The organism is Pseudonocardia humida, assembly GCF_023898865.1.
Taxonomy (GTDB): domain Bacteria; phylum Actinomycetota; class Actinomycetes; order Mycobacteriales; family Pseudonocardiaceae; genus Pseudonocardia; species Pseudonocardia humida.
In genome coordinates this window covers 1-20,695 of the sequence record NZ_JAGSOV010000093.1, presented here as the reverse complement: position 1 = coordinate 20,695, position 20,695 = coordinate 1, and the positions used below count along the sequence as shown (strand labels likewise).

Annotated in this window: 19 protein-coding genes, 1 tRNA gene and 1 pseudogene; 5 read left to right on the top strand and 16 right to left on the bottom strand. The window is 73.6% G+C overall.

What is annotated here, in order from left to right:
* Window positions 1-146 precede the first annotated feature (146 nt).
* A complete protein-coding gene (locus tag KDL28_RS37920) occupies window positions 147-986 on the top strand; it encodes an alpha/beta fold hydrolase (protein WP_252446324.1) in 840 nt (279 codons plus the stop codon).
* Window positions 983-1,411 carry a hypothetical protein gene (locus KDL28_RS37915; RefSeq protein ID WP_252446323.1) on the top strand — a complete coding sequence of 143 codons (429 nt, stop codon included), beginning with the start codon at window positions 983-985 and terminating at the stop codon, window positions 1,409-1,411. Before KDL28_RS37920 ends, KDL28_RS37915 begins: the two co-directional genes overlap by 4 nt.
* An 84-nt stretch (window positions 1,412-1,495) precedes the next feature.
* On the opposite strand, the gene KDL28_RS37910 is transcribed toward KDL28_RS37915, so the two are convergent.
* Window positions 1,496-2,239 carry a MerR family transcriptional regulator gene (locus KDL28_RS37910; protein ID WP_308216126.1) on the bottom strand — a complete coding sequence of 248 codons (744 nt, stop codon included), beginning with the start codon at window positions 2,237-2,239 and terminating at the stop codon, window positions 1,496-1,498.
* Between the two features lie 194 nt (window positions 2,240-2,433).
* Between KDL28_RS37910 and KDL28_RS37905 the strand changes: the two genes are divergently transcribed.
* A complete protein-coding gene (locus tag KDL28_RS37905) occupies window positions 2,434-4,362 on the top strand; it encodes a S9 family peptidase (protein WP_252446322.1) in 1,929 nt (642 codons plus the stop codon).
* A gap of 78 nt (window positions 4,363-4,440) precedes the next feature.
* Here KDL28_RS37905 and KDL28_RS40975 read toward each other — a convergent pair.
* A pseudogene (locus KDL28_RS40975) lies at window positions 4,441-4,734 on the bottom strand (DUF5996 family protein); the annotation flags it as partial.
* A gap of 400 nt (window positions 4,735-5,134) precedes the next feature.
* On the opposite strand from KDL28_RS40975, the gene KDL28_RS37900 reads away from it, so the two are divergent.
* Window positions 5,135-5,971 carry an alpha/beta fold hydrolase gene (locus tag KDL28_RS37900; protein WP_252446321.1) on the top strand — a complete coding sequence of 279 codons (837 nt, stop codon included), beginning with the start codon at window positions 5,135-5,137 and terminating at the stop codon, window positions 5,969-5,971.
* Between the two features lie 703 nt (window positions 5,972-6,674).
* Here the strand turns inward: KDL28_RS37900 and KDL28_RS37895 are convergent.
* From KDL28_RS37895 to KDL28_RS37840, 12 genes are all read right to left on the bottom strand, one after another.
* A tRNA-Pro gene (locus tag KDL28_RS37895) sits at window positions 6,675-6,748 on the bottom strand.
* An 83-nt stretch (window positions 6,749-6,831) separates the two neighbouring features.
* On the bottom strand, window positions 6,832-8,247 hold the full coding sequence (gene der / locus KDL28_RS37890; protein WP_256503545.1) for a ribosome biogenesis GTPase Der: 1,416 nt from the start codon (window positions 8,245-8,247) through the stop codon (window positions 6,832-6,834).
* A 26-nt stretch (window positions 8,248-8,273) separates the two neighbouring features.
* Entirely contained in the window at window positions 8,274-8,936 is a 663-nt protein-coding gene (locus KDL28_RS37885) for a lysophospholipid acyltransferase family protein (RefSeq protein WP_252446320.1), read from the bottom strand.
* On the bottom strand, window positions 8,933-9,607 hold the full coding sequence (gene cmk / locus KDL28_RS37880) for a (d)CMP kinase (protein ID WP_252446319.1): 675 nt from the start codon (window positions 9,605-9,607) through the stop codon (window positions 8,933-8,935). The genes KDL28_RS37885 and cmk overlap by 4 nt, the downstream gene beginning before the upstream one ends.
* A gap of 99 nt (window positions 9,608-9,706) precedes the next feature.
* Window positions 9,707-10,483, bottom strand: coding sequence for a pseudouridine synthase (locus KDL28_RS37875; RefSeq protein WP_252446318.1), 777 nt, complete (start codon window positions 10,481-10,483; stop codon window positions 9,707-9,709).
* A gap of 41 nt (window positions 10,484-10,524) precedes the next feature.
* Window positions 10,525-11,205: an SMC-Scp complex subunit ScpB gene (scpB, locus tag KDL28_RS37870; RefSeq protein WP_252446317.1), complete on the bottom strand. Its 681-nt coding sequence runs from the start codon at window positions 11,203-11,205 to the stop codon at window positions 10,525-10,527.
* Window positions 11,192-12,025, bottom strand: coding sequence for a segregation and condensation protein A (locus tag KDL28_RS37865; RefSeq protein ID WP_372497174.1), 834 nt, complete (start codon window positions 12,023-12,025; stop codon window positions 11,192-11,194). The genes scpB and KDL28_RS37865 overlap by 14 nt, the downstream gene beginning before the upstream one ends.
* 2 nt (window positions 12,026-12,027) lie before the next feature.
* Window positions 12,028-12,975, bottom strand: a complete 948-nt coding sequence (locus tag KDL28_RS37860) for a ParA family protein (RefSeq protein ID WP_252446316.1) — start codon at window positions 12,973-12,975, stop codon at window positions 12,028-12,030.
* A gap of 215 nt (window positions 12,976-13,190) precedes the next feature.
* Window positions 13,191-13,970 carry an N-acetylmuramoyl-L-alanine amidase gene (locus KDL28_RS37855; protein ID WP_252446315.1) on the bottom strand — a complete coding sequence of 260 codons (780 nt, stop codon included), beginning with the start codon at window positions 13,968-13,970 and terminating at the stop codon, window positions 13,191-13,193.
* A 212-nt stretch (window positions 13,971-14,182) separates the two neighbouring features.
* Entirely contained in the window at window positions 14,183-15,097 is a 915-nt protein-coding gene (locus KDL28_RS37850; RefSeq protein WP_252446314.1) for a site-specific tyrosine recombinase XerD, read from the bottom strand.
* 34 nt (window positions 15,098-15,131) lie between these two features.
* Entirely contained in the window at window positions 15,132-16,118 is a 987-nt protein-coding gene (locus tag KDL28_RS37845; protein ID WP_252446336.1) for an LLM class F420-dependent oxidoreductase, read from the bottom strand.
* Between the two features lie 19 nt (window positions 16,119-16,137).
* Window positions 16,138-17,394 carry an MFS transporter gene (locus KDL28_RS37840; protein ID WP_252446313.1) on the bottom strand — a complete coding sequence of 419 codons (1,257 nt, stop codon included), beginning with the start codon at window positions 17,392-17,394 and terminating at the stop codon, window positions 16,138-16,140.
* A gap of 63 nt (window positions 17,395-17,457) precedes the next feature.
* Between KDL28_RS37840 and KDL28_RS37835 the strand changes: the two genes are divergently transcribed.
* Window positions 17,458-17,994, top strand: a complete 537-nt coding sequence (locus KDL28_RS37835; protein ID WP_252446312.1) for an ArsR/SmtB family transcription factor — start codon at window positions 17,458-17,460, stop codon at window positions 17,992-17,994.
* A gap of 185 nt (window positions 17,995-18,179) precedes the next feature.
* Here KDL28_RS37835 and KDL28_RS37830 read toward each other — a convergent pair whose 3' ends face one another.
* Both KDL28_RS37830 and pyrG read right to left on the bottom strand, forming a co-directional pair.
* Window positions 18,180-18,815 carry an NUDIX domain-containing protein gene (locus KDL28_RS37830; protein WP_252446311.1) on the bottom strand — a complete coding sequence of 212 codons (636 nt, stop codon included), beginning with the start codon at window positions 18,813-18,815 and terminating at the stop codon, window positions 18,180-18,182.
* Entirely contained in the window at window positions 18,812-20,548 is a 1,737-nt protein-coding gene (gene pyrG, locus KDL28_RS37825) for a CTP synthase (RefSeq protein ID WP_252446310.1), read from the bottom strand. Before pyrG ends, KDL28_RS37830 begins: the two co-directional genes overlap by 4 nt.
* Window positions 20,549-20,695 lie beyond the last annotated feature (147 nt).

Below are 20,695 nucleotides of genomic sequence, written 5' to 3'. Positions count from 1 at the left end.
CGCAAGGCCATGAACCAGCGACTCGTCGCCGTCCGCACCGACCCGCACGACCCGGGGTCGACGGCCGACAACGCCACCAGCACCGAGGCCACCGCGATCGCGGTACGCCGGCCGGTAGCAGGCCACGCACCTCTCGGAAGGACATCATGGGACACGTCATCGTCGGGAACGAGAACAGCACGCCGATCGAGCTCTACTACGAGGACCAGGGGGCCGGCCGGCCCGTCCTGCTCATCCACGGCTACCCGCTCGACGGCCACAGCTGGGAGCGCCAGACGCGCGAGCTGCTCGCCGCAGGCCACCGCGTCATCACCTACGACCGCCGCGGCTTCGGCCGCTCGTCGAAGGTCGGGTCCGGCTACGACTACGACACCTTCGCCGCCGACCTGAACGTCCTGCTGGAAACGCTCGACCTCCGCGACGTCGCCCTCGTCGGGTTCTCGATGGGCACCGGCGAACTCGCCCGCTACGTCGCCCGGTACGGCCACCAGCGGGTCGCGAAGCTCGCCTTCCTCGCCGCGCTGGAACCCTTCCTGGTCGCCCGGGACGACAACCCCGAAGGCGTGCCCCAGGAGGTCTTCGACGGCATCGAGGCCGCGGCGAAGGGCGACCGCTACGCCTGGTTCGAGCAGTTCTTCTCGAACTTCTACAACCTCGACGACAACCTCGGCCGCCGCATCAGCCAGGAGGCGGTCACCGCCGCCTGGAACGTCGCCGTCTCCAGCGCTCCCGTGGCCGCCCACGCCGTCGTGTCGTCGTGGATCGAGGACTTCCGTGCCGACGTCGAGGCCGTCCGGGCCGGCGGCACGCCCGCGCTGATCCTGCACGGCACCGCCGACCGGATCCTCCCCATCGACGCCACGGCCCGCCGCTTCCGCCAGGCACTGCCCGATGCGCGGTACGTGGAGATCGACGGCGCCCCGCACGGGCTGCTGTGGACCCACGCCGACGAGGTCAACGCCGCGCTGCGCGCCTTCCTGCGATGACCGCCGCCACCGATGCCGCGATCGGCGCCCCGCCCGGAGGTGTCGACCTCGTGGGGCGCGGGCTGCTGGCCCTCTGCGCATTGTCGGCGACGGTCGCCGTCGCCGAAGGTGCCACCCGCGTCGCCGCGGCTCCCGCCGAGTGGGTCCTGACCGAGTTCTGGCGGACCGCGGCCTACCTGGTCTTCGCCGGGATGTGGGCGTTGCTCGTGGCCCGGCCGCGATCGCAGAAAGGGCTGTGGGAGCTGATCGTGCTGCACAAGGTGCTGGTCACCGCCCAGGCGCTGCTCGTGATCGACCTGCCCGGCGCCGCGCGGACCGCGTGGGTCGACGGAGCATTGCTGGTCGCGACCCTCACGGCGTGGGTCCTGTGCCGCGGCTGGCTCACCTGGCACCGCATCGACGACGGAGGAGGGGCACTACCATGACCGTCACGCTGGTGCACCCCGAGGGGGTCAATCGGGTCGACGCCCGGCACCCGGCCGACAGCACGTGGATGGCCGACCGGGTCACTAACCGTCCGCCAGGATGGCGCCGATCCGCCGGATGACGTCGAGCTGGGTCGGGTTGCAGAGCTCGGCCATGGCGGCGGCCGCCGTCTCGGCGACGAACCGCGCGCCACGCGGGGCGTCGACGTCCGGCGCCATCGCCTCCGGGTACTGCTCCCGAATCCGGCGGATGTGCGGGGCCATGCGCTCGGGGAGGTCCCGCCGCGTCGCCTCCTCCGCGTCGACGGGCAGCGAGTCGAACTCCCCGTCGGTCGGGTCGGCCGGCGCGGAGCGCAGCACCGCGGCGTAGGCGACGACGTGCTCGGGCCCCATCACCCGGGACATGACCAGCACCATCGACCGGTCGGCCGCCGACAGCCCCGCCGCCCCGGCAGCCGGGGCGAGGTCGGCGGGCAGGTCGGCCGGCGCGTGGTCGCGCAGGATCAACCCCAGCTCCACGCGCGCCCGCCGCAACCGCTCGATCGTCGCGCCCAGCTCCGCGTCCAACGCGCGCAGCGCCTCGGCCGGGTGGTGGTCGTCCTCGCCCATCGCCGCGATCTGCGACAGCGAGAACCCCAGGTCGGCCAGGCGCTTGATCCGCAGCAGCCGCACCAGGTGGCTCACCCCGTACTGCTTGTAGCCGTTCGAACGCCGCTCGGGCACGGGCAGCAGCCCGACCTCGTGGTAGTGCCGGACCGCGCGCACGCTGGTACCGGCCAGTTCGGCGAGCTCACGGGTGCTCCAGGCCATTGGCCGCCGCGGCGGCACGGTCAAAGGATCGGCGCACCCGCCGGCGGTGCCGCCGGTCGCCGCGGGATCGCCGGCGGCGGGTCGGGACGGGCGCGTGAGACCGCTGGCACAGCGCCGACCCGCGCCGGCGCGCTTGACCGTGCCGCGACGGCACCGTGTTGCGTGGTCCCCACACCGAACCCCTGCGCCCGTCCCACCACCGCGGAGGACCCATGACCACCACGACGATCCCCGATCTGATCGACGTCGAGGACCTGTTCGCCGACCCGCGGTTCGCCGTCCCCAGCATCTCCCCGGACGGCACCCGCCTCGCCTACGCCGCCCCGCACCACGGGCGGCTCGACATCTTCGTCCGCGGCGTCGACCAGGACCACGCCGACGCCGTCCCGGTCACCCACGACACCCGCCGCGGCATCACCCAGTACCACTGGACAGACGACCCCCGCTGGCTGCTCTACCTGCAGGACACCGACGGCAACGAGGACTGGCACCTGCACCGCGTCGACCTCGACCACCCCGACGAGCCCGCCGTCGACCTCACCCCGCTGGACCCCGGATCCCGGGTCGTCGGCGTCGAACCGCTCACCGGGCACACCGGCTCGGTGCTGGTCTGGATGAACCGCCGGCCGCTGTTCATCGACGCATTCCGCGTCGACATCGCCACCGGCGACACCACGGTGCACTTCGAGCTGACCGATCCGAGCCACACCGTCCTGCTCGACCGCCACGGCCGCCCGGCCTTCCGGTCCCGCCCGGCCGAGGACGGCACCGTCGAGATCTCCGCCCTCGACGCCGCGACCGGCGCGGCCCGCCCGCTGCTGCGCGTCGGTGGCGCCGAGCACCCGATGGGCGTCCACCCCCAGCTGGTCACCCCCGACGGGTCGGGCCTGCTCATCGGCTCCTTCGGCGGCGACGGGGACGGGGACGGCGACGACCTGCGGCTGGTTCGCATCGACCGGGAGACCGGCGAGGAGACGGTGGTCGCCGCCGTCGCCGGCCACGACCTCGACATCTCCGAGGGGATGGCGCCCGGGGTACTGCCCCCGGCGGTCTACACCCACCGGCGCACCGGTGAGGTGCTCGCCGCCCGGTTCGTCGCCGACCGCCCGCACATCGAGGTCGTCGACCCCGACTTCGCCCCGATCCACGCGGAGTTGGCGAAGCTCTCCGACGGCGTGCTGGGCACCCTGTCCTCCGACGAGGCCGGTCGGCGCTGGGTCGCCACCTACGTGCACGACCGCGAACCCGGCGTGACCTGGCTCTACGACCACGCCACCGGACAGGCCCGCGAGCTGTTCCGCGGCTACCCCGACCTCGACCCCACGACCCTGGCCCCGATGCGCCCGGTCGCGTTCCCGGCCCGCGACGGGCTGCCGCTGCACGCCCAGCTCACCCTGCCCGTCGCCGTCGCGCCCGCGAACCTGCCGCTGGTGCTGCTCGTGCACGGCGGGCCCTGGGCGCACGACAGCTGGGGCTACAGCCCGGACGCGCAGTTCCTCGCCAACCGCGGCTATGCGGTCCTGCAGGTCAACTTCCGCGGCTCGCTGGGCCACGGGCGGCGCCACGTCACCGCCGCGATCGGCGAGTTCGCCCGCGCCATGCACGACGACCTCATCGACGCCGTCGACTGGGCCGTCGCCCAGGGCTACGCCGACCCCGACCGGGTCGGCATCTACGGCGGCTCCTACGGCGGCTACGCCGCCCTCATCGGCGTCACCGTCACCCCCGACCGCTTCGCCGCCGCCGTCGACTACGTCGGCGTCTCCGACCTCCCCCACTTCCTGCGCACCCTGCCCCCGTTCGGCCGGCCCTTCTTCGTCAACAACTGGTACCGCTACGTCGGCGACCCCGACATCCCCGAACAGGAAGCCGACATGCTCGCCCGCTCACCCATCACCATGGTCGACCGCATCCACACCCCCCTGCTGGTCGCCCAGGGCGCCAACGACGTCCGCGTCGTGCGGGCCCAATCCGACACCATCGTCGCCTCCCTACGCGAACGCGGCATGCCGGTCGATTACCTCGTCGCCGACGACGAGGGCCACGGCTTCGCCAATCCCGAGAACCGGATGCGGCTCAACCACGCCGTCGAACAGCACTTCGCCACCCACCTCGGGGGACGCGACAGCGGCACCACCTGAGGGGTGGCACCACCGCGGCACGACCGCGGCGAGCGGTACGCGTTCAGCCGGTGACCTTGCGCCTTCCTCGCCGCCGCCGGGCCAGAACCCGCAGCTGGACAGCTCGCGGGAGTAGCCCTCGACCATGACCCGGTCCCCGCAGTTGAGCACTCCGCCGGGGCCGTCGGGGGGGGGGGGGGGGGGGGGGGGGGGGGCCCGCTCCCGCCCCCCGCGCGGGGCGGCGGGGGGGGCGCCGCCCCCCCGGGGGGGCCCCCCCCCCCACCACCAGGGATGGGTTCTGGGTGACGAGCGGGCCCCAGCCGTCTCGCCACATCCCTGACGGAACCCCTGGTCAAGGTCCGATTCGCCGCCGCGAGTCCGGTTGCCGTACATCCTCGGGATGCCGTGCTCCCGGTCCTGGTCATGAGAGCGGCCGGGGCCGGTGGTGGCGGTTCCCGGCTCACACCCCGCCCGGCAAGTGCGTCCCGACCCCGGACTTCACGAAACCACCGGCCCCTACGGCACACTCAACACGGCTACATGTGGTGTGAACCACGTGCGGGCCGACGCTCGGTCGCGACCTCACCGAGCACCGGGCGGCTGGATCCGACCGACCACTGGCCGCGTCCACCAGCCAAGCGCCGAACGGACCTGGACCGTTGACCGTGCCGCAGGGGCACGGTGTTGCCTGGTTCTCACACCGGATGCCGGGCCCTACCGGACCGCCCACGGGGGTGCGGTCTCCGGTCCTCGGCCGACATCCCCATCCTGCGAGTGAGACATGGAGCTCGGCATGGAAACGCCCACGCAGCTGGCCGTCGACGGCGGCATCCTCAGCTACGAGTCGACCGGCACCGGACCACTCGTCGTACTCGCCCACGGCATCGGCACCAGCCACGAGGACTACCGGTTCGTCGCGCCCCGTCTCGTAGCGGCCGACTACCGGGTCGCCACCCTCGACCTGCGCGGCTGCGGTGGGTCCAGCGCGCACTGGCCGTCCTACACCCGCACCGACATCGCCGACGACCTGCTCGCGCTGGTCCGCCACCTCGGCGGCCCTGCCGTGCTGATCGGCCACTCGATCTCCGGTGGCGCCGCCACCATCGCCGCCGCCCAGGCACCCGACCTCGTCACCGCCGTCGTCGAGCTGGCCCCGTTCACCCGCACCCAGTCGATCGCACTCGGCGATCTGCGCAACGCCCGCTACCGCCGCAGCGCCCTCCGCCTGGCCGGCGCCATGCTCGGCAGCGTGCCGAGCTGGCTCGCCTACCTCGACGGCGCCTACCCCGGCGACAAACCATCCGACTGGTCCACCCGACGAGCCCAGATCAGCGCCATGCTGCGCGAACCCGGCCGGGCGAAGGCGCTGCGGAAGATGCTGCGGACCTCACCGGCCGACGCCGGGCAGCAACTGGGCAACGTCCACAGCCCCACCCTGATCGTCGAGGGCTCGCTCGACCCCGATTGGGCCGACCCGCGGGCCGAGGGCGCGGCGATCGTGGCCTCGCTCCCGGCCGGTGTGGGTCGGCTCGAGGTGATCGAGTCAGCGGGCCACTACCCGCACGCCCAGTACCCCGACGACGTGGTCACGCTGGTACTCGACTTCCTGCGTGTGAACACGCGCACCTGAGCGTCTCCCGCCGGGACGAGGTGACCGCCGCGATCCTCGACACCGTCGAAGGCACGGCACCGGGTTGTAGAGCTCGGTCATCGCGGCGACTGCCGTCTCGGCGACGAACCGCGCGCCCCGAGGGGCGCCGGTGTCGGGCGCCATCACCTTCGGGTGCGCGGCCCGGCGCGGCGGAGGGGCCGCTTGTGCTGGTGGGCGATACTGGGATCGAACCAGTGACCTCTTCGGTGTTAACGAGGAGGTCGCCTATTCGGCTGTCGCTACTACGCGTCTACTACGACAACCCAGAAGCGGGGTCCCTGCCGTCCGGCACTTCAGCAGCACTCCAAGCAGGGACGTCGCCCACGGACGTCCATCTACGATCACGCGCGAGGCACCAGTTGGCGTTGGATCTCACGCCACTCCGCCGGAGCGAACCCCTGCCGCCCCCTCGGACGATCTGACACCGTCGGATTGTGACGTCAGACACACTTGACCCCATTTGGTGCCCTAGAGTCAAAAAACGTGACCTCACTTGCCCGCTCCGGTCAAAGCCCCGGACACCGCTCCACATTCGCTCCACTTCGCGTGCAAGCGACCACTGTGGATGATCAACTGAAGGTCGGCGTCAAGCGCTACCAAGATCCAAGCGACGGCACGTTTCCGCTGGCAGAGACGACGATGGGCGGCTCTCCCCGCCGAAGGAGAACCGCCCATCGTGCCGTCGGGACGACAGGATTTGAACCTGCGACCCCTTGACCCCCAGTCAAGTGCGCTACCAAGCTGCGCCACGTCCCGGCACCCCCCGAAGGGGACTCGACAACCCTACCGCACGGCTGATCCGCTCCCTCCACCGGTCACGGCTGCCGCGCGGGCGGGCCTCAGCTGCGCCGACCGCGCTTCTCGCGCACCCGCACCGAGATGCGGATGGGGGATCCGGTGAAGCCGAACTGCTCGCGCAGGCGCCGCTCCAGGAACCGGCGGTAGCCCGCCTCCAGGAACCCGCTGGTGAACAGTACGAACGTGGGCGGGCGGGTGGCGGCCTGGGTGGCGAAGAGGACCTTGGGCTGCTTGCCGCCGCGCACCGGCGGCGGGGTGGCCGCGATGACCTCGGACAGCCAGCCGTTGAGCTGGCCGGTGGGGATCCGGCGGTCCCACGACTCCAGCGCGGTGCGCAGCGCGGGTGCGACCTTCTGCACGGCGCGGCCGGTGAGGGCGGAGATGTTGACCCGCTCGGCCCACGGCACGCGGACGAGGTCGCGCTCCAGCTCGCGCTTCATCGCCAGCCTGCGGTCCTCGTCGACCAGGTCCCACTTGTTGAAGGCCAGGACGAGCGCCCGCCCGGCCTCCTCGACCATGTTGATCACGCGCTGGTCCTGCTCGGACATCGGCTCGCTCGCGTCGACCAGCACGACGGCGACCTCGGCCGCCTCGATCGCGGCGCGGGTGCGCAGACTGGCGTAGTACTCGGTGCCGCTGGCCTGGCGCACGCGCTTGCGCAGGCCCGCGGTGTCGACGAACCGCCAGACCTCGCCGTCCAGCTCGACCAGCGAGTCGACCGGGTCGACGGTGGTGCCTGCGACGTCGTGCACGACGGACCGGATCTCCCCGGACACCTTGTTGATCAGGCTGGACTTGCCCACGTTCGGCTTGCCGACCAGCGCCACCCGCCGCGGTCCGCCGGTGCCGTCGGCGAACCGGTCGCGCGGGCTCTCCGGCAGCACCTCGAGCACGGCGTCGAGCAGGTCGCCCGACCCGCGGCCGTGCAGGCCGCTGACCGGGTGCGGCTCGCCGAGCCCGAGCCGCCACAGCGCGGCGGTGTCGGAGGTCAGCCGGTCGTCGTCGACCTTGGTGGCGGCCAGCAGGACCGGCCGGTCGGACTTGCGCAGCACCCGGGCCACGGCCTCGTCGGTGGTGGTGGCGCCCACGCTCGCGTCGACGACCAGCATCACCGCGTCGGCGGTCTGCATCGCCCGCTCGGCCTGCGCGGCCACCGCGGCCTGCAGGCCGGACGCGTCGGGCTCCCAGCCGCCGGTGTCGACCAGCGTGAAGCGCCGCCCGTTCCACAGCCCGTCGTAGGCGATGCGGTCGCGGGTGACCCCCGGGATGTCCTCGACGACCGCCTCCCGGCGCCCGAGGAGGCGGTTGACCAGCGTCGACTTGCCGACGTTCGGCCGGCCGACGACGGCGAGCACCGGCATCGGCTCGACCGCCTCGGGCTCGCGTCCGCCCGTGGCGGCCGCGTCGTCGCCGTCGACGGCGACGAAGTCGGCCGGGTCGATGCCCAGCCGGTCCATCGCCGCGCGGTCCTCTGCATTGGTGCTCACGCTGTACTCCGTACGTGGTCGAGCTCTCGCACCATCCGCGCCAGTTCGGCGCGGACGGTCTCGGTGCCGGTGGTCAGCCCGGTGCGGCCACCCCCGGTAGGTATCTGCAGCGGTTCGCCGACCATGACGTCCACCCGCGGGCGCCAGCGGCGACGGGCGCCCGCCGGACGGTGGGTGCCCCGGCAGACCACCGGCACCACGACCGCCCCGGACGCCCGGGCCAGCCAGGCCGCGCCGTGCTGGGCCGCCCGCACGTCACCGGCGCCGCGGGTGCCCTCGGGGAAGACTCCCACGAGTCCACCGCCGCGCAGCACCCCCAGCGCCGTCGTCAGGGCGCGGCGGTCGGCCTCGCCGCGGCGCACCGCGATCTGGCCGATCCGCACCAGCCCCCATCCCAGCGGGCCGACGAACATCTCCTGCTTGACCAGGAACGCCGAACGGCGCCGGATTAATCCGAACAGCAGCGGCCCGTCCACCATGGCGCTGTGGTTGGCGACCAGCACCACCGCGCCCGCGGCCGGGACGCGGTCGAGGTGGTGCACGCGCACCCGCAGGAACGGGCGGAACAGCCAGGTGCCCAGCCACTTGGCCACGCCGTGCAGCCAGGGCCAGGCCGTCGGCGGCAGGTCGGGGGCCGCGCCGGTGGCGGTGGTGCTCACGACACCATGCCCCGCTCGGCGACCAGCTCCAGCAGCCGCTCCAGCACGGCGTCGACGCTGAGCCCGTCGGTGTCCAGGACGAGCGCGTCGGACGCGGCGTGCAGCGGGGAGACCTTGCGGGTGGAGTCGAGCCGGTCGCGGCGGCGGACGTCGGCGAGCACGGTCCCGGGGTCGCTGTCGCGGCCCGCCTTGCGGTCCTGCGCGGCCCGGCGCGCGGCGCGGATCTCGTCGGAGGCGGTGAGGTAGACCTTGAGCGGGGCGTCCGGGACGACGACGCTGCCGATGTCGCGGCCCTCCACGACGATCCCGCCGGACTCGTCGACGGCGGTCGCGATGAGCTGGCGCTGGCGCTCGACCAGCGCGGCGCGCACCTCGGCCAGCGCGGACACCGCGCTCACCGCCCGGGTGACCTGCGGGCCGCGGATCTCCGGCTCGACGTCCTCGTCGCCGAGCAGCAGCGCAGGGGCCCGCGGGTCGGTGACGGAGCGGACCGCGGCCACGGCGTCCAGCGCCACCTCGGTCGAGCCGGGGGCCTCGCCGTCCAGGCCGGCCCGCAGCACGGCCAGCGTCAGCGCCCGGTACATGGCCCCGGTGTCGAGGTAGGCGGCGTCGCACGCGACGGCCAGCCGTCGGGAGACGGTGGACTTCCCGGTGCCGGACGGACCGTCCATCGCCACGACCCCGTGCAACCGCCCCGCCACCGCTTCGCCCCCTACGTCATGTGCGGGACCATCATGCCCTGGGGTCGCGTGGCGGCTCCGTGCGGCCGCTTACAGCCCCACCGACTCGTAGAGCGAGCCGACCTCGGCGTGGTTCAGCGGGCGGAACCGGCCCGCGCGCTGGTTGCCCAGCTTGACCCCGCCGACCGCGGTGCGCACGAGCCGCTGCACCGGGTAGCCGACCTCGTCCATCAGCCTGCGCACCACGTGCTTGCGCCCCTCGTGGATCACCACCTCGACCATCGAGCGGCCCGCGTGCGAGTCGACGATCTTGAAGGAGCGGACCGCGACCGGCCCGTCCTCCAGCTCGATGCCCTCGCGCATGCGCCGGCCCAGGTCGCGCGGGACCTGGCCGTGCACCTCGGCGAGGTAGGTCTTCTCCACCTCGAAGGACGGGTGCATCAGCCGGTGGCCCAGCTCCCCGTCGTTGGTGAGCAGCAGCAGGCCCTCGGTCTCCTGGTCGAGCCGCCCGACGTGGAACAGCCGCGGGCGGTTGCCGCCGGTGAACTCCTCCTGGGTCATCCCCCGCTCGACGAGCAGGTCGCCCACGCACGGCCGGCCCTGGTCGTCGGACATCGTGGAGAGGATCCCCCGCGGCTTGTTCAGCGCCAGGTAGACCATGTCGTCGCCCAGGACGATGCGCGAGCCGTCGACGTGCACGACCGCGGTCGCCGGGTCGACCCGGCGCCCCATCTCCTTGACGACCTCGCCGTCCACGGTGACCCGGCCCGCCGCGATCAGCTCCTCGGCCGCGCGGCGGGAGGCCACCCCCGCCTGGGCCAGCACCTTCTGCAGGCGGACGCCGTCGGGCCGTGTCTCGGTACCCATATCACCCATCCTGTGTGTCGTACTCGTGTGCGCGCCCGGCGTCACAGCTCGTCGATGGCGTCGACGTCGGGCAGCAGCGGGGCCAGGGACGGCAGGTCCTCCAACGAGGAGAGCCCCAGCCGCTCCAGGAACAGCTCGGTGGTGCGGAACAGCGTGCCCTGCGTCGACGGGTCGATCCCCGCCTCCTGCACCAGGCCCCTGGTGAGCAGGGTGCGCAGCACGCCGTCGCAGTTCACGCCGCGGACCGCGGACACCCGGGCCCGGGTGACCGGTTGCCGGTAGGCCACCACGGCCAGCGTCTCCAGCGCGGCCCGGGTCAGCCGGGCGCGCTGCCCGTCGAGCAGGAGCCGCTCCACGTACGGGGCGTACGTGTCGCGCGTGTAGAACCGCCAGCCCCCGCCCGCGTGGCGCAGGTCGATGCCCCGGCCGGCCTCGGCGTAGCGACCGGCGAGCCTGCGCAGGGCCGCGCGGACCCGCACGACCGGCTGGTCGAGCGCGCCGGCCAGGGCCGCGTCCTCGGTCGGCGCGTCGACGACGAGCAGCAGCGCCTCGAGCGCGCAGTCGAGCTCGTGGTCGGTGCCCAGGGCCGGTCCGGCCTCCTCGATCGGCTCGCCGGGGTCGCCGGGAGTCGGCTCGACGGGCGCGGTCGTCGCGACGGCGCCGGGCGGGGGGTCGAGGGGTGGCAGGGGGTGGTTGGTCAGCCGGTCGTCACTCACGTTCATCCAGCTCGGGGGTGGTGCTCCGGTCCGGGGAACCGGACCCCAGCCAGCGTACCGTCAGCTCCCCGAAGGCCTCCGGTTGATCCAGCTCCACGCTGCGCTCGCGGAAGAGCTCCAGGCAGGCGAGGAACCGGGCGACGATCTCCAGCGGGGTGGTGCAGTCGGCGGTGAGCTCGGCGAAGGTGGCCGCGCCGAGCACGGCCAGCCGCTCGCGCAGGATCGCGGCGTGCTCGGGCACCGACACCTGCGCGGCGTGCAGGTGGTCGAGGCCGACGGTGGGCGGCGGCCTGGGCCGGAACACCGAGGCGGCCAGGTCGGCGAAGGCAGCGGGCTCGACGCCGAGCAGCACCTCGGGCAGCAGCGCGGCGAACCGCTCCTCCAAGGCCACCGACCGCGGGAACCGGCGCAGCGCGCCCGCCTCCAGCTCCACGAACAGCGCCGCGACCTGCTTGTAGGCCCGGTACTGCAGCAGCCGGGCGAACAGCAGGTCGCGCGCCTCCAGCAGGGCCAGGTCCTCGGCGTCCTCGACCTCGGCGTCGGGCAGCAGCCGGGCGGCCTTGAGGTCGAGCAGGGTGGCCGCGATGACCAGGAACTCGGTGGTCTCGTCGAGGTCGGCCCGGTCGCCGAGGGCGGCGAGGTGGGCGATGAAGTCGTCGGTGACCGTGTGCAGGGCCATGTCGGTGATGTCCAGCTGGTGCTTGCCGATCAGCTGGAGCAGCAGGTCGAACGGGCCCTCGAAGTTGTGCAGCCGGACCTGGAACCGGGGCCTCGGCGGCGGCCCGGGCGCCAGCGGGAGGTCGCCGGGCAGGCCGCTGTCGACCAGCGTCACCGGGCGACGACCTCGCGGGCCAGCAGCCGGTAGGCCTCCGCCGCGTTCGACGTCGGCGCCCAGGTGGTGATCGGCTCGCCGGCCACCGTGGTCTCCGGGAACTTGACCGTGCGGTTGATCGTCGACTCGAACACCAGGTCGCCGAAGGCCTCCAGCACGCGCTGGCGCACCTCGCGGGTGTGCAGCGTGCGCGGGTCGAACATGGTGGCCAGTATCCCGAGGATGCGCAGGTCGGGGTTGAGCCGGTCCTTGACCTTGTCGATGGTGTCCATCAGCAGCGCCACCCCGCGCAGGCTGAAGAACTCGCAGGCCAGCGGCACGAGCACCTGGTCGGCGCAGGCCAGGGCGTTGATGGTGAGCAGGCCCAGCGAGGGCTGGCAGTCGATCAGGATGAAGTCGTAGCGGTCGAGCGCGGGCTTGATCGCCCGACCGAGCGCCTGCTCCCGGCCGACCTCGGTGACCAGCTGGACCTCGGCCGCGGACAGGTCGATGTTGCTGGGCAGCAGGTCCATGCCCTCGACCCCGGTGTCCCGGATGACCTCGTCGAGCTCGGCGCTGCGCTCCATGAGCAGGTTGTAGATCGTGTCGTCGAGCTCGTGGGCGGGCACGCCCAGCCCCACCGACAGCGCGCCCTGCGGGTCGAAGTCGACCAGCAGCACCTTGCGGCCGTACTCGGCCAGCGCCGCACCGAGGTTTATGGTCGACGTGGTCTTGCCGACGCCGCCCTTCTGGTTGGCGATGGCGATCACCCGCGCCGGGCCGTGCTCGGTGAGCGGGGCCGGGACGGGCACGACCACCCGGCCGCGGCCGCGGGCGTCGGCCGCCGGGGCCGCGTCCTCGGGCAGCGCCTCGGTCACGTCGGCGTCGTCGTGGGACTCGCGGGTGATCTCCATGTCACGGGCGAACGGCTGCGGGCGCGGGTCGGACGGCTGTGATGTGTCCATGCCGGCTCCGGTCCTCTCGCGGGCGACCCCGCCACGGGGCCGTTCCGCGCAGCGTAAGAGGCGCCGACGACGACCGGCAACGCGCCCCGCCGTGGGCGGGCCGTTCAATCGGTGGGGCGACGAGCGTAGCGCCCGCCGTTGGTCGGGCCGGAGCAGCGCCTTGGCCCGGGCGTCGGGCGGGCCGGGTCACGACGACCCGACCTGCCCGGGAGCGCTCAGACCTCGGTGTCGCTGCGCGCCTCCAGGGCGGCCAGCCGGGCCTCGATGCTCTGCAGGGTGCTCAGGATCTGCGGCAGCAGGTCGCGCTCGGCGCGGAAGGTGGAGCCGTCGGCGTTGATGGCGTAGCCGAACAGCGTGTCCGCGCCGCCGTTCGGGATCGCGCTGCCCTGCGGGCCGCGCCGGTTGGGCAGCGCGGCGGTCGTCTGGAAGTGGATCTCGGCGAGCATCCGGGCCTCGTCCGCGTTCAACTCTTCCTCCTGGATCGCCACACCGGCGGTGCGGTCGTTGATGGTTGGGATGGCCGCGTGGGCGAACCGGCCGGGGCAGCTGGTGCTGGCGTTGGGGGCGTCGCGGTGGCCGCCGGTGAGCCGCGGGGCGGTCCACCAGCCCCGCAGCACCCCCTCCCGCAGCAGCTCGACCACCGAGTCGAGCATCGCCGGGGTCGGCGGGCTGACCTCGTAGTTGCCGATCAGGCAGATGGCCCGGGAGATGCTGTTGCGCCCGCCGGTGTGGGCGCCGCGGCGGTCGACGCCGTGGCCCTCGTAGACCCGCCCGCTCGGGGTGATCGCGAACGTGTAGCTGATGCCGCCGCCGAAGCGCTGCTGGCCGATGCTCTCCAGCGTGCGGACCGCGGCGTCGTCGTCGTCGAACGGCGGTGACGCGTTCGGCGCGGCCGTCACCGAGTGGTGCAGCCACACTTCGCGGACCGGCAGCGGAGCGGGGCCGAAGCCGCGCGCGAACCGGGCGCCCCACTCGGCGCGGGGGATGATCCTCACGCTCCGAATGTCGGCGATGACGCCGTGGATGTCATCTCGGAACGCGCCGCGGACCGGTTGGCGGTCGCCGCTGGGCGGCCGACGGGGCACCCAACCGCCGCTCGGCCCATGCGGTACGGCCGAACGGCCCTCCGGTGTGGACGAGAGGTGAGCGGTCGACCCGGTCGGGTGCGCTCGTTCGAGCGGGCCACCCCGGGTCAGGGCACCGACCGTCACCCCAGCGCCCGCGGGTGCGACGCGGCGTACACCTCGCGGAGGGTGTCGACGGTGACGTGGGTGTAGAGCTGCGTCGTACTCACCGAGGCGTGCCCGAGCAGCTCCTGCACCGTGCGCACGTCGGCCCCGCCGGCCAGCAGGTGGGTCGCGAAGCAGTGCCGCAGGGTGTGCGGGGAGACGGCGTGCGAGCCGGCCACCCCGGACGCCTCGGCCGCCGAGCGCAGCACGTGCCACGCGCTCTGCCGCGACAGCCGTCCGCCGCGGGCGTTGAGCAGCAGCGCGGGCCCGCCCCGACCACGCGCGGCCAGCCCCGGACGGGCCCGCACCAGGTACTCGTCGACCGCGCGCAGCGCGGGCCGCCCGACCGGGACGATCCGCTGCTTGCCGCCCTTGCCGCGCAGCAGCACCGTGCGGTGCTCGGCGTCGAGGTCGTCCAGGTCGATGCCGACGGCTTCGGAGATCCGGGCGCCGGTGGAGTAGAGCAGCTCCAGCAGCGCCCGGTCGCGCAGCGGCGCCGGCCCGTCGCCGATGCAGCCGGCGAGCAGCTGCTCGACCTCGTCGATCGACAGCGCGCGGGGCAGCCGCAGCGGCACGGCGGGTGGGGCGACCTCGCGGGCGACGTCCTCGGCGAGCAACCCGTCGCGCACGGCGAAGCGGTGCAGCCCGCGCACCGCGGCCAGCGCCCGGGCGGCCGAGGACGCGGCCAGCGGCGTCGGGCCGCTGCGCAACGCGGTGACGAACGCCGCGACGTCGCCCTCCGCGACCGCCTCGAGCCGGTCGACGCCGCGGGCGCGCAGGTGCTCCAGGTAGCGGCGCAGGTCCGCGGCGTAGGACCGCAGGGTGTTCGTGGCGCTGCCCCGCTCCACGGTCAGGTGGTGCAGGAACGCCTCGACGGCGGCTTCCGGGGTCACGACGCGGCTGGGGTCGACGGGCCGGGCGGCGCGGTCAGGCCAGGGCCGGGATCACCTCGCGCTCGAACAGCTCCAGGCCACTGCGGTCGTAGGCGATGTCGGGGAAGTAGCAGATCGCGTAGGTCATGCCCGCGTCCTTCATCGCGCGGAACTGCTCGACCAGCTGCTCGGGGGTGCCGAACGCGGAGTTGCGGTACATGCCGATGTAGCGCTCCAGCTGCTTGTCGCCCACACCGGCGCCCTTGAACCGGTCGATGACCCGGTCCAGGCGCTGCTGCGCCTCGGCCTCGGTGGCCCCGATCATGACGTTGTAGTTCGACGAGCGGGTGATGGCGCCGAAGTCGGTGCCGACGTCCGTGCAGTGGTCCTCGAGCAGGCGCGACTTGTGGGTGAAGCCCTCGAGGCTGCCGTCGAAGTTGGTGTACTTCGCGTACTTGGCCGCGATCCGCAGCGTGACCTTCTCCCCGCCGCCGGCGATCCAGGTGGGGATGCCGCCCTCCTGCAGCGGCAGCGGGCGCACGATGGCCCCGTCGACCTGGTACTGGCGCCCGTCGAGGGTGGCCTTCCCGGTGGTCCAGGCCTGCTGCATGATCTGGACGCCCTCGTCGAGCATCCGCAGCCGCTCCCCCGCCCCGGGGAAGCCGTAGCCGTAGGCGCGCCACTCGTGCTCGTACCAGCCGGCGCCGATGCCCATCTCGATGCGCCCGCCGGAGATGACGTCGCAGGTGGCGGCGACCTTGGCCAGGTACACCGGGTTGCGGTAGCTCATGCAGCTGCACATCTGGCCCAGCCGCACCCGGTCGGTGACCGCCCCGAAGGCCGACATCAGCGTCCAGGCCTCGTGGGTGGCCTCGTCGGTGGGCACCGGCACGGTGTGGAAGTGGTCGTAGACCCAGATCGACTCCCACGGCCCGGAGTCGGCGTGCTGGGCCAGGCCCTTCATCGTCGCCCAGTGTTCGGCCGGGTCGATGCCGACCAGGTCCAGGCGCCAGCCCTGCGGAACGAACATCCCGAAGCGCATCCCCGTCATTGGTGCGAGCCTAGTACCCGCTCGGCCCGTCGGGATCATGTCCGGTTTCGGCGGCGTCCATGGCTGCGTCGGTCACCGCGCGCATCCCGACCAGCGCGAGCAGCGCCAGCCCGCCCATGACCAGGAAGACCGCCCGCAGCCCGAGGAGCTCGGCCAGGCCCCCGCCGAGCGCGGCGCCCAGCGGCTTGGCGCCGAACCCGACGAGCCGGTGGGCGCTGTGCACCCGGCCCGCCAGCGGTCCGGGGGTGATCCGCTGCCGCAGCGAGACCGTCGCGACGTTGGCGACGACCAGCCCGACACCGCCGACGAGGAACCCCGCCCCGACCGCCACCGGATGGGCCGTCAGCCCGGGCAGGCCCACGGCGAGGGCGGCCACCAGGAACGCCGATCCGATCGCGCGCGCCCGGCCGAGGGCCCGTTGCAGGCGTTCGACGAGGAACGAGCCGAGCAGGCACCCGGCGGCCCAGGCGCCCAGCAGCCAGCCGTAGCCCTGCTCGGTCAGCCCCATCGGCGACGCCGAGCCCACCGCGTAGAGCACGAGCACCGCCTGCGTTGCGCTGCTGGTCAGGTTGAACAGCCCGGTCATGGCGGTGAACGCGCGCAGTACGCGGTGCCGGCCCAGGAACCGCAAGCCCTCCGCCACGTCGGCCCGCCAGGTGCCGCGGTCCCGGCGGGGCGGGCCGCTCGGGAGGGACCGGCCCAGCGCCGGCACGAGCACGGCCGCCACGCCCCACAGCAGCGCAGGCGCGGCCGGGGCCGCGACCACCGCCAGCGCGACCAGCACGCCGGCCAGCGGCGGGCCGACCAGCTCGTTGGCCGTGAGCTCCACGGCGAACAGTCGTCCGTTGGCCCGCGGGAGCTGGTCGGACGGCACGAGCTGGGGCAGCACCGACGGCGCCGCGGTGTCGTGCAGGGTCTCGGCGGTGCCGGCGACGAGCGCGACGACGTAGAGCACCTGGATCGACCCGGCATCGAGCAGTAGCACCAGCACGAGGCCCCCCGCCACGGCCGCGCGCAGCGCGTTGGCGCCCGCCATCAACCGGCGCCGGTCCAGCCGGTCGACCAGGGCCCCGGCGGGCAGGGCGAACAGCAGCCACGGCAGCGCGGCGGCGACCGCGACGCCGGCGATGAGGGGCGGCGAGCGCGTGTAGCCGAGCGCGATCAGCGGCAGCGCCACCTTGAGCACGCCGTCGGCCAGGTTCGACAGGGCCGTCGACGCCCAGAGGCGGTGGTAGGCCGGACCGAGCGGCGGACGTCCGGGAGCCATCCATGGAGTCTCACAGATCGATGGGGAAGACTCCATCGATAGACGTTCCTCTATCGTCGCCGCATGGACGAGCCGCCCGACGAGCAGGCCGCGCCCCGGCGCACCGCGACCGCCCGCGAGGCCAAGGCCCTGAGCCACCCGCTGCGGCTGCGGATCATGCGGCTGTGCTGGCAGCAGGAGCTGACGAACAAGCAGCTCGCCGACCGCCTCGACCGCGACCCGGGCACGGTGCTGCACCACGTCCGCCAGCTGCTCGCCGCCGAGCTGCTGGAACAGGCACCGGTGCGCACCGGCGAGAGCGGCGCGCTGGAGAAGCCGTACCGGGCCCGCCCGCGCACCTGGTGGCTGGACGACCCGCCGGGCATGCCGGCCGACACGGCGTTCGCCCCGGTCGAGGCGCTGCACCAGGAGCTGCGCGCGGCCGGGACGGGGTCGGTGCGCATGTTCGCCCGCTTCGCCCTGCACCTGTCCGCTGACGACGCCGCCGAGCTGACCCGCCGGATCCAGGCCGTGCTCGACGAGTACATCGTCAGCGACGCCGAGCGGGCGGACCAGCCCGCGCACGGGGGCCTGGTCGTGCTGCACGAGCTCGCCGAGTAGCCGAGGTACACGCCGTAGACAGACCGGGCGAGCTGTGGGCGGCCGGGCTGTGCGGTGGTCGCGAGGATCGGGTGGTCGCGGCCGGTGAGCCCGGGGACCGGGTTGAAGCCGTCGCGCTGCGGGTGCAGCGGCATCGGCCGGGACGGTCCGGTCCGGGCCATCGGCGCGATCTCCCCGTGCGGCGGCTACGACCCCGCGGCGCGGCGCTCGGCGAACCGGGTGGGGCGGTCGGGCCACGGGGCGTCGACGGCCCGCCCGGCCCCGCCGGCCAGGGCGTGCGCGGCCAGCACGGCGGCCGCGGTCACCCCGTTGACGATCTTGCCGTCGAGCACCATCCGCACCGCCACCGGCAGCGAGACCCAGCGGGTCTGCAGGTCGGCCTCCTCGTCGTCGAGGTCGGTCGACGGGCGGCCGACCTCGGTGACGTCGCGGGCCAGGTACACCCGAACCGACTCGTCGGAGAACCCGGGCGAGGGCGCCACGTCGACCAGCACCGACCAGTCGGTCGCGGTCAGCCCGGTCTCCTCGGTCAGCTCGCGCTGCGCGGCCGCCAGCGGGTCCTCGCCCGCGGCGTCGAGCAGGCCGGCGGGCAGCTCCCAGAGCCGCCTGCCCACCGGGTGCCGGTACTGGTAGATCATCATCAGCCGGCCGTCGGCGTCCATCGCGGCGACGGCGACCGCGCCGAGGTGCTCGGTGACCTCGCGCGCGGCGACCCGCCCCCCGGGCATCTCGACGTCGTCGGCGCGCAGCGCCAGCACCTTCCCGACGTGCAGGTCCTTGCTGGAGCGCACCGTGAACCCGTGGCGGGGGGCGGCGCTCACGAGGCGGCCCCGTTCACCGAGGCCGTGGCGACCTGGGCGGCCGGCGCGGTCCGGTCCCGGCTGGGGATCTCCACCGGCAGCCGCTCGGCCGCCCGGTAGCGCAATGAGGCTCCGACGAACGCCGCGAACAGCGGGTGCGGCCGGGTGGGGCGGCTCTTGAGCTCCGGGTGGGCCTGGGTGCCGACGAAGAACGGGTGGGTCTCGACCGGCAGCTCGAGGAACTCGACGAGCTTGCCGTCGGGCGAGGTGCCGCCGAACACCAGCCCGACCTCCTCCAGGCGCGACCGGTAGGCGTTGTTGACCTCGTAGCGGTGCCGGTGGCGCTCGGAGACCTCGCGGCTGCCGTAGGCGCCGGCCACGATGCTGCCCGGGGCGAGCGCCGCGGTGTAGGCGCCCAGCCGCATCGTGCCGCCCATGTCGCGCTCGCCGGCCACGACGTCGCGCTGGTCGGCCATCGTGGAGATGACCGGGTGCGAGGTGCTCTCCTCGAACTCGGTGGAGTTGGCGTCGTCGAGCCCGGCCAGCGACCGGGCCGCCTCGATCACCATGCACTGCAGGCCCAGGCACAGCCCGAGCAGCGGCAGGCCGCGGGTGCGGGCGTGGCGCACGGCGCCGACCTTGCCCTCGATCCCGCGCACGCCGAACCCGCCGGGGACCAGGATGCCGTCCAGGCCGTCCAGGGCGGCCGCCGCGCCCGCGGGGGTGCGGCACTCGTCGGACTGCACCCAGACGATCTCCACCTTGGCCCGGTGGGCGAACCCGCCCGCGCGCAGGGCCTCGGTCACCGACAGGTAGGCGTCGGGCAGGTCGACGTACTTGCCGACCAGCCCGATGCGCACGGTCTCGTCGGGGTGGTGGACGCGGTCGAGCAGGTCGCCCCACTCGGTCCAGTCGACGTCGCGGAACGGCAGCGAGAGCCGGCGCACCACGTAGGCGTCGAGGCCCTCGCGGTGCAGCACCCGCGGGATGTCGTAGATCGACGGGGCGTCCGGGGCGGCCACCACGCCGTCGTCCTCCACGTCGCACATGAGGCTGATCTTGCGCTTCATGTCGGCCGGGATCTCCCGGTCGGCCCGCAGCACGAGCGCGTCGGGCTGGATGCCGATGTTGCGCAGCGCCGCGACCGAGTGCTGGGTGGGCTTGGTCTTCAGCTCGCCCGAGGGCGCCAGGTAGGGCACCAGCGAGACGTGCAGGAAGAAGCAGTTGTCGCGACCGACGTCGTGGCGCACCTGGCGGGCCGCCTCCAGGAACGGCAGCGACTCGATGTCGCCGACGGTCCCGCCGATCTCGGTGATCACCACGTCGGGCCGGACGCCGTCGGCGTCGGGCTCGCCCATGGCGAGCATCCGGTCCTTGATCTCGTTGGTGATGTGCGGGATGACCTGGACGGTGTCGCCCAGGTACTCGCCGCGGCGCTCCTTGGCGATGACCGAGGAGTACACCTGCCCGGTGGTGACGTTGGCCTGGCCGTGCAGGTCGCGGTCGAGGAAGCGCTCGTAGTGACCGATGTCGAGGTCGGTCTCCGCGCCGTCCTCGGTGACGAACACCTCGCCGTGCTGGAACGGGTTCATGGTGCCCGGATCCACGTTGATGTAGGGATCGAGCTTCTGCATCGTGACCCGCAGCCCCCGCGAGGTCAGGAGCCTGCCGAGGCTGGAGGCCGTGAGGCCCTTGCCCAGCGAGGACGCGACCCCGCCGGTGACGAACAGATGACGAGTGGCGCGTTGCTGCACGGAACTCCAAGGTACATGCTCGCGGCCCGCTCCGATGCGCGACCCGCGGCACCGCCGATCACCCGATGGGCTATGCACCCCCGTCGAGAACGAACCCGTCGCCGTTTTGGACCGGTCCAAACGACAACGAGTTCGTTCTCGACGGGG

Coding starts and splice junctions, on each gene's coding strand:
- KDL28_RS37875 (WP_252446318.1), bottom strand. CDS start 10,483: ATGGGTACCGAGACACGGCCCGACGGCGTCCGCCTGCAGAAGGTGCTG.
- KDL28_RS37860 (WP_252446316.1), bottom strand. CDS start 12,975: ATGGACACATCACAGCCGTCCGACCCGCGCCCGCAGCCGTTCGCCCGT.
- cmk (WP_252446319.1), bottom strand. CDS start 9,607: ATGGACGGTCCGTCCGGCACCGGGAAGTCCACCGTCTCCCGACGGCTG.
- KDL28_RS37915 (WP_252446323.1), top strand. CDS start 983: ATGACCGCCGCCACCGATGCCGCGATCGGCGCCCCGCCCGGAGGTGTC.
- KDL28_RS37920 (WP_252446324.1), top strand. CDS start 147: ATGGGACACGTCATCGTCGGGAACGAGAACAGCACGCCGATCGAGCTC.
- KDL28_RS37900 (WP_252446321.1), top strand. CDS start 5,135: ATGGAAACGCCCACGCAGCTGGCCGTCGACGGCGGCATCCTCAGCTAC.
- der (WP_256503545.1), bottom strand. CDS start 8,247: ATGGACCGGCTGGGCATCGACCCGGCCGACTTCGTCGCCGTCGACGGC.
- KDL28_RS37835 (WP_252446312.1), top strand. CDS start 17,458: ATGGACGAGCCGCCCGACGAGCAGGCCGCGCCCCGGCGCACCGCGACC.
- KDL28_RS37905 (WP_252446322.1), top strand. CDS start 2,434: ATGACCACCACGACGATCCCCGATCTGATCGACGTCGAGGACCTGTTC.
- KDL28_RS37845 (WP_252446336.1), bottom strand. CDS start 16,118: ATGCGCTTCGGGATGTTCGTTCCGCAGGGCTGGCGCCTGGACCTGGTC.
- scpB (WP_252446317.1), bottom strand. CDS start 11,205: ATGAACGTGAGTGACGACCGGCTGACCAACCACCCCCTGCCACCCCTC.
- KDL28_RS37840 (WP_252446313.1), bottom strand. CDS start 17,394: ATGGCTCCCGGACGTCCGCCGCTCGGTCCGGCCTACCACCGCCTCTGG.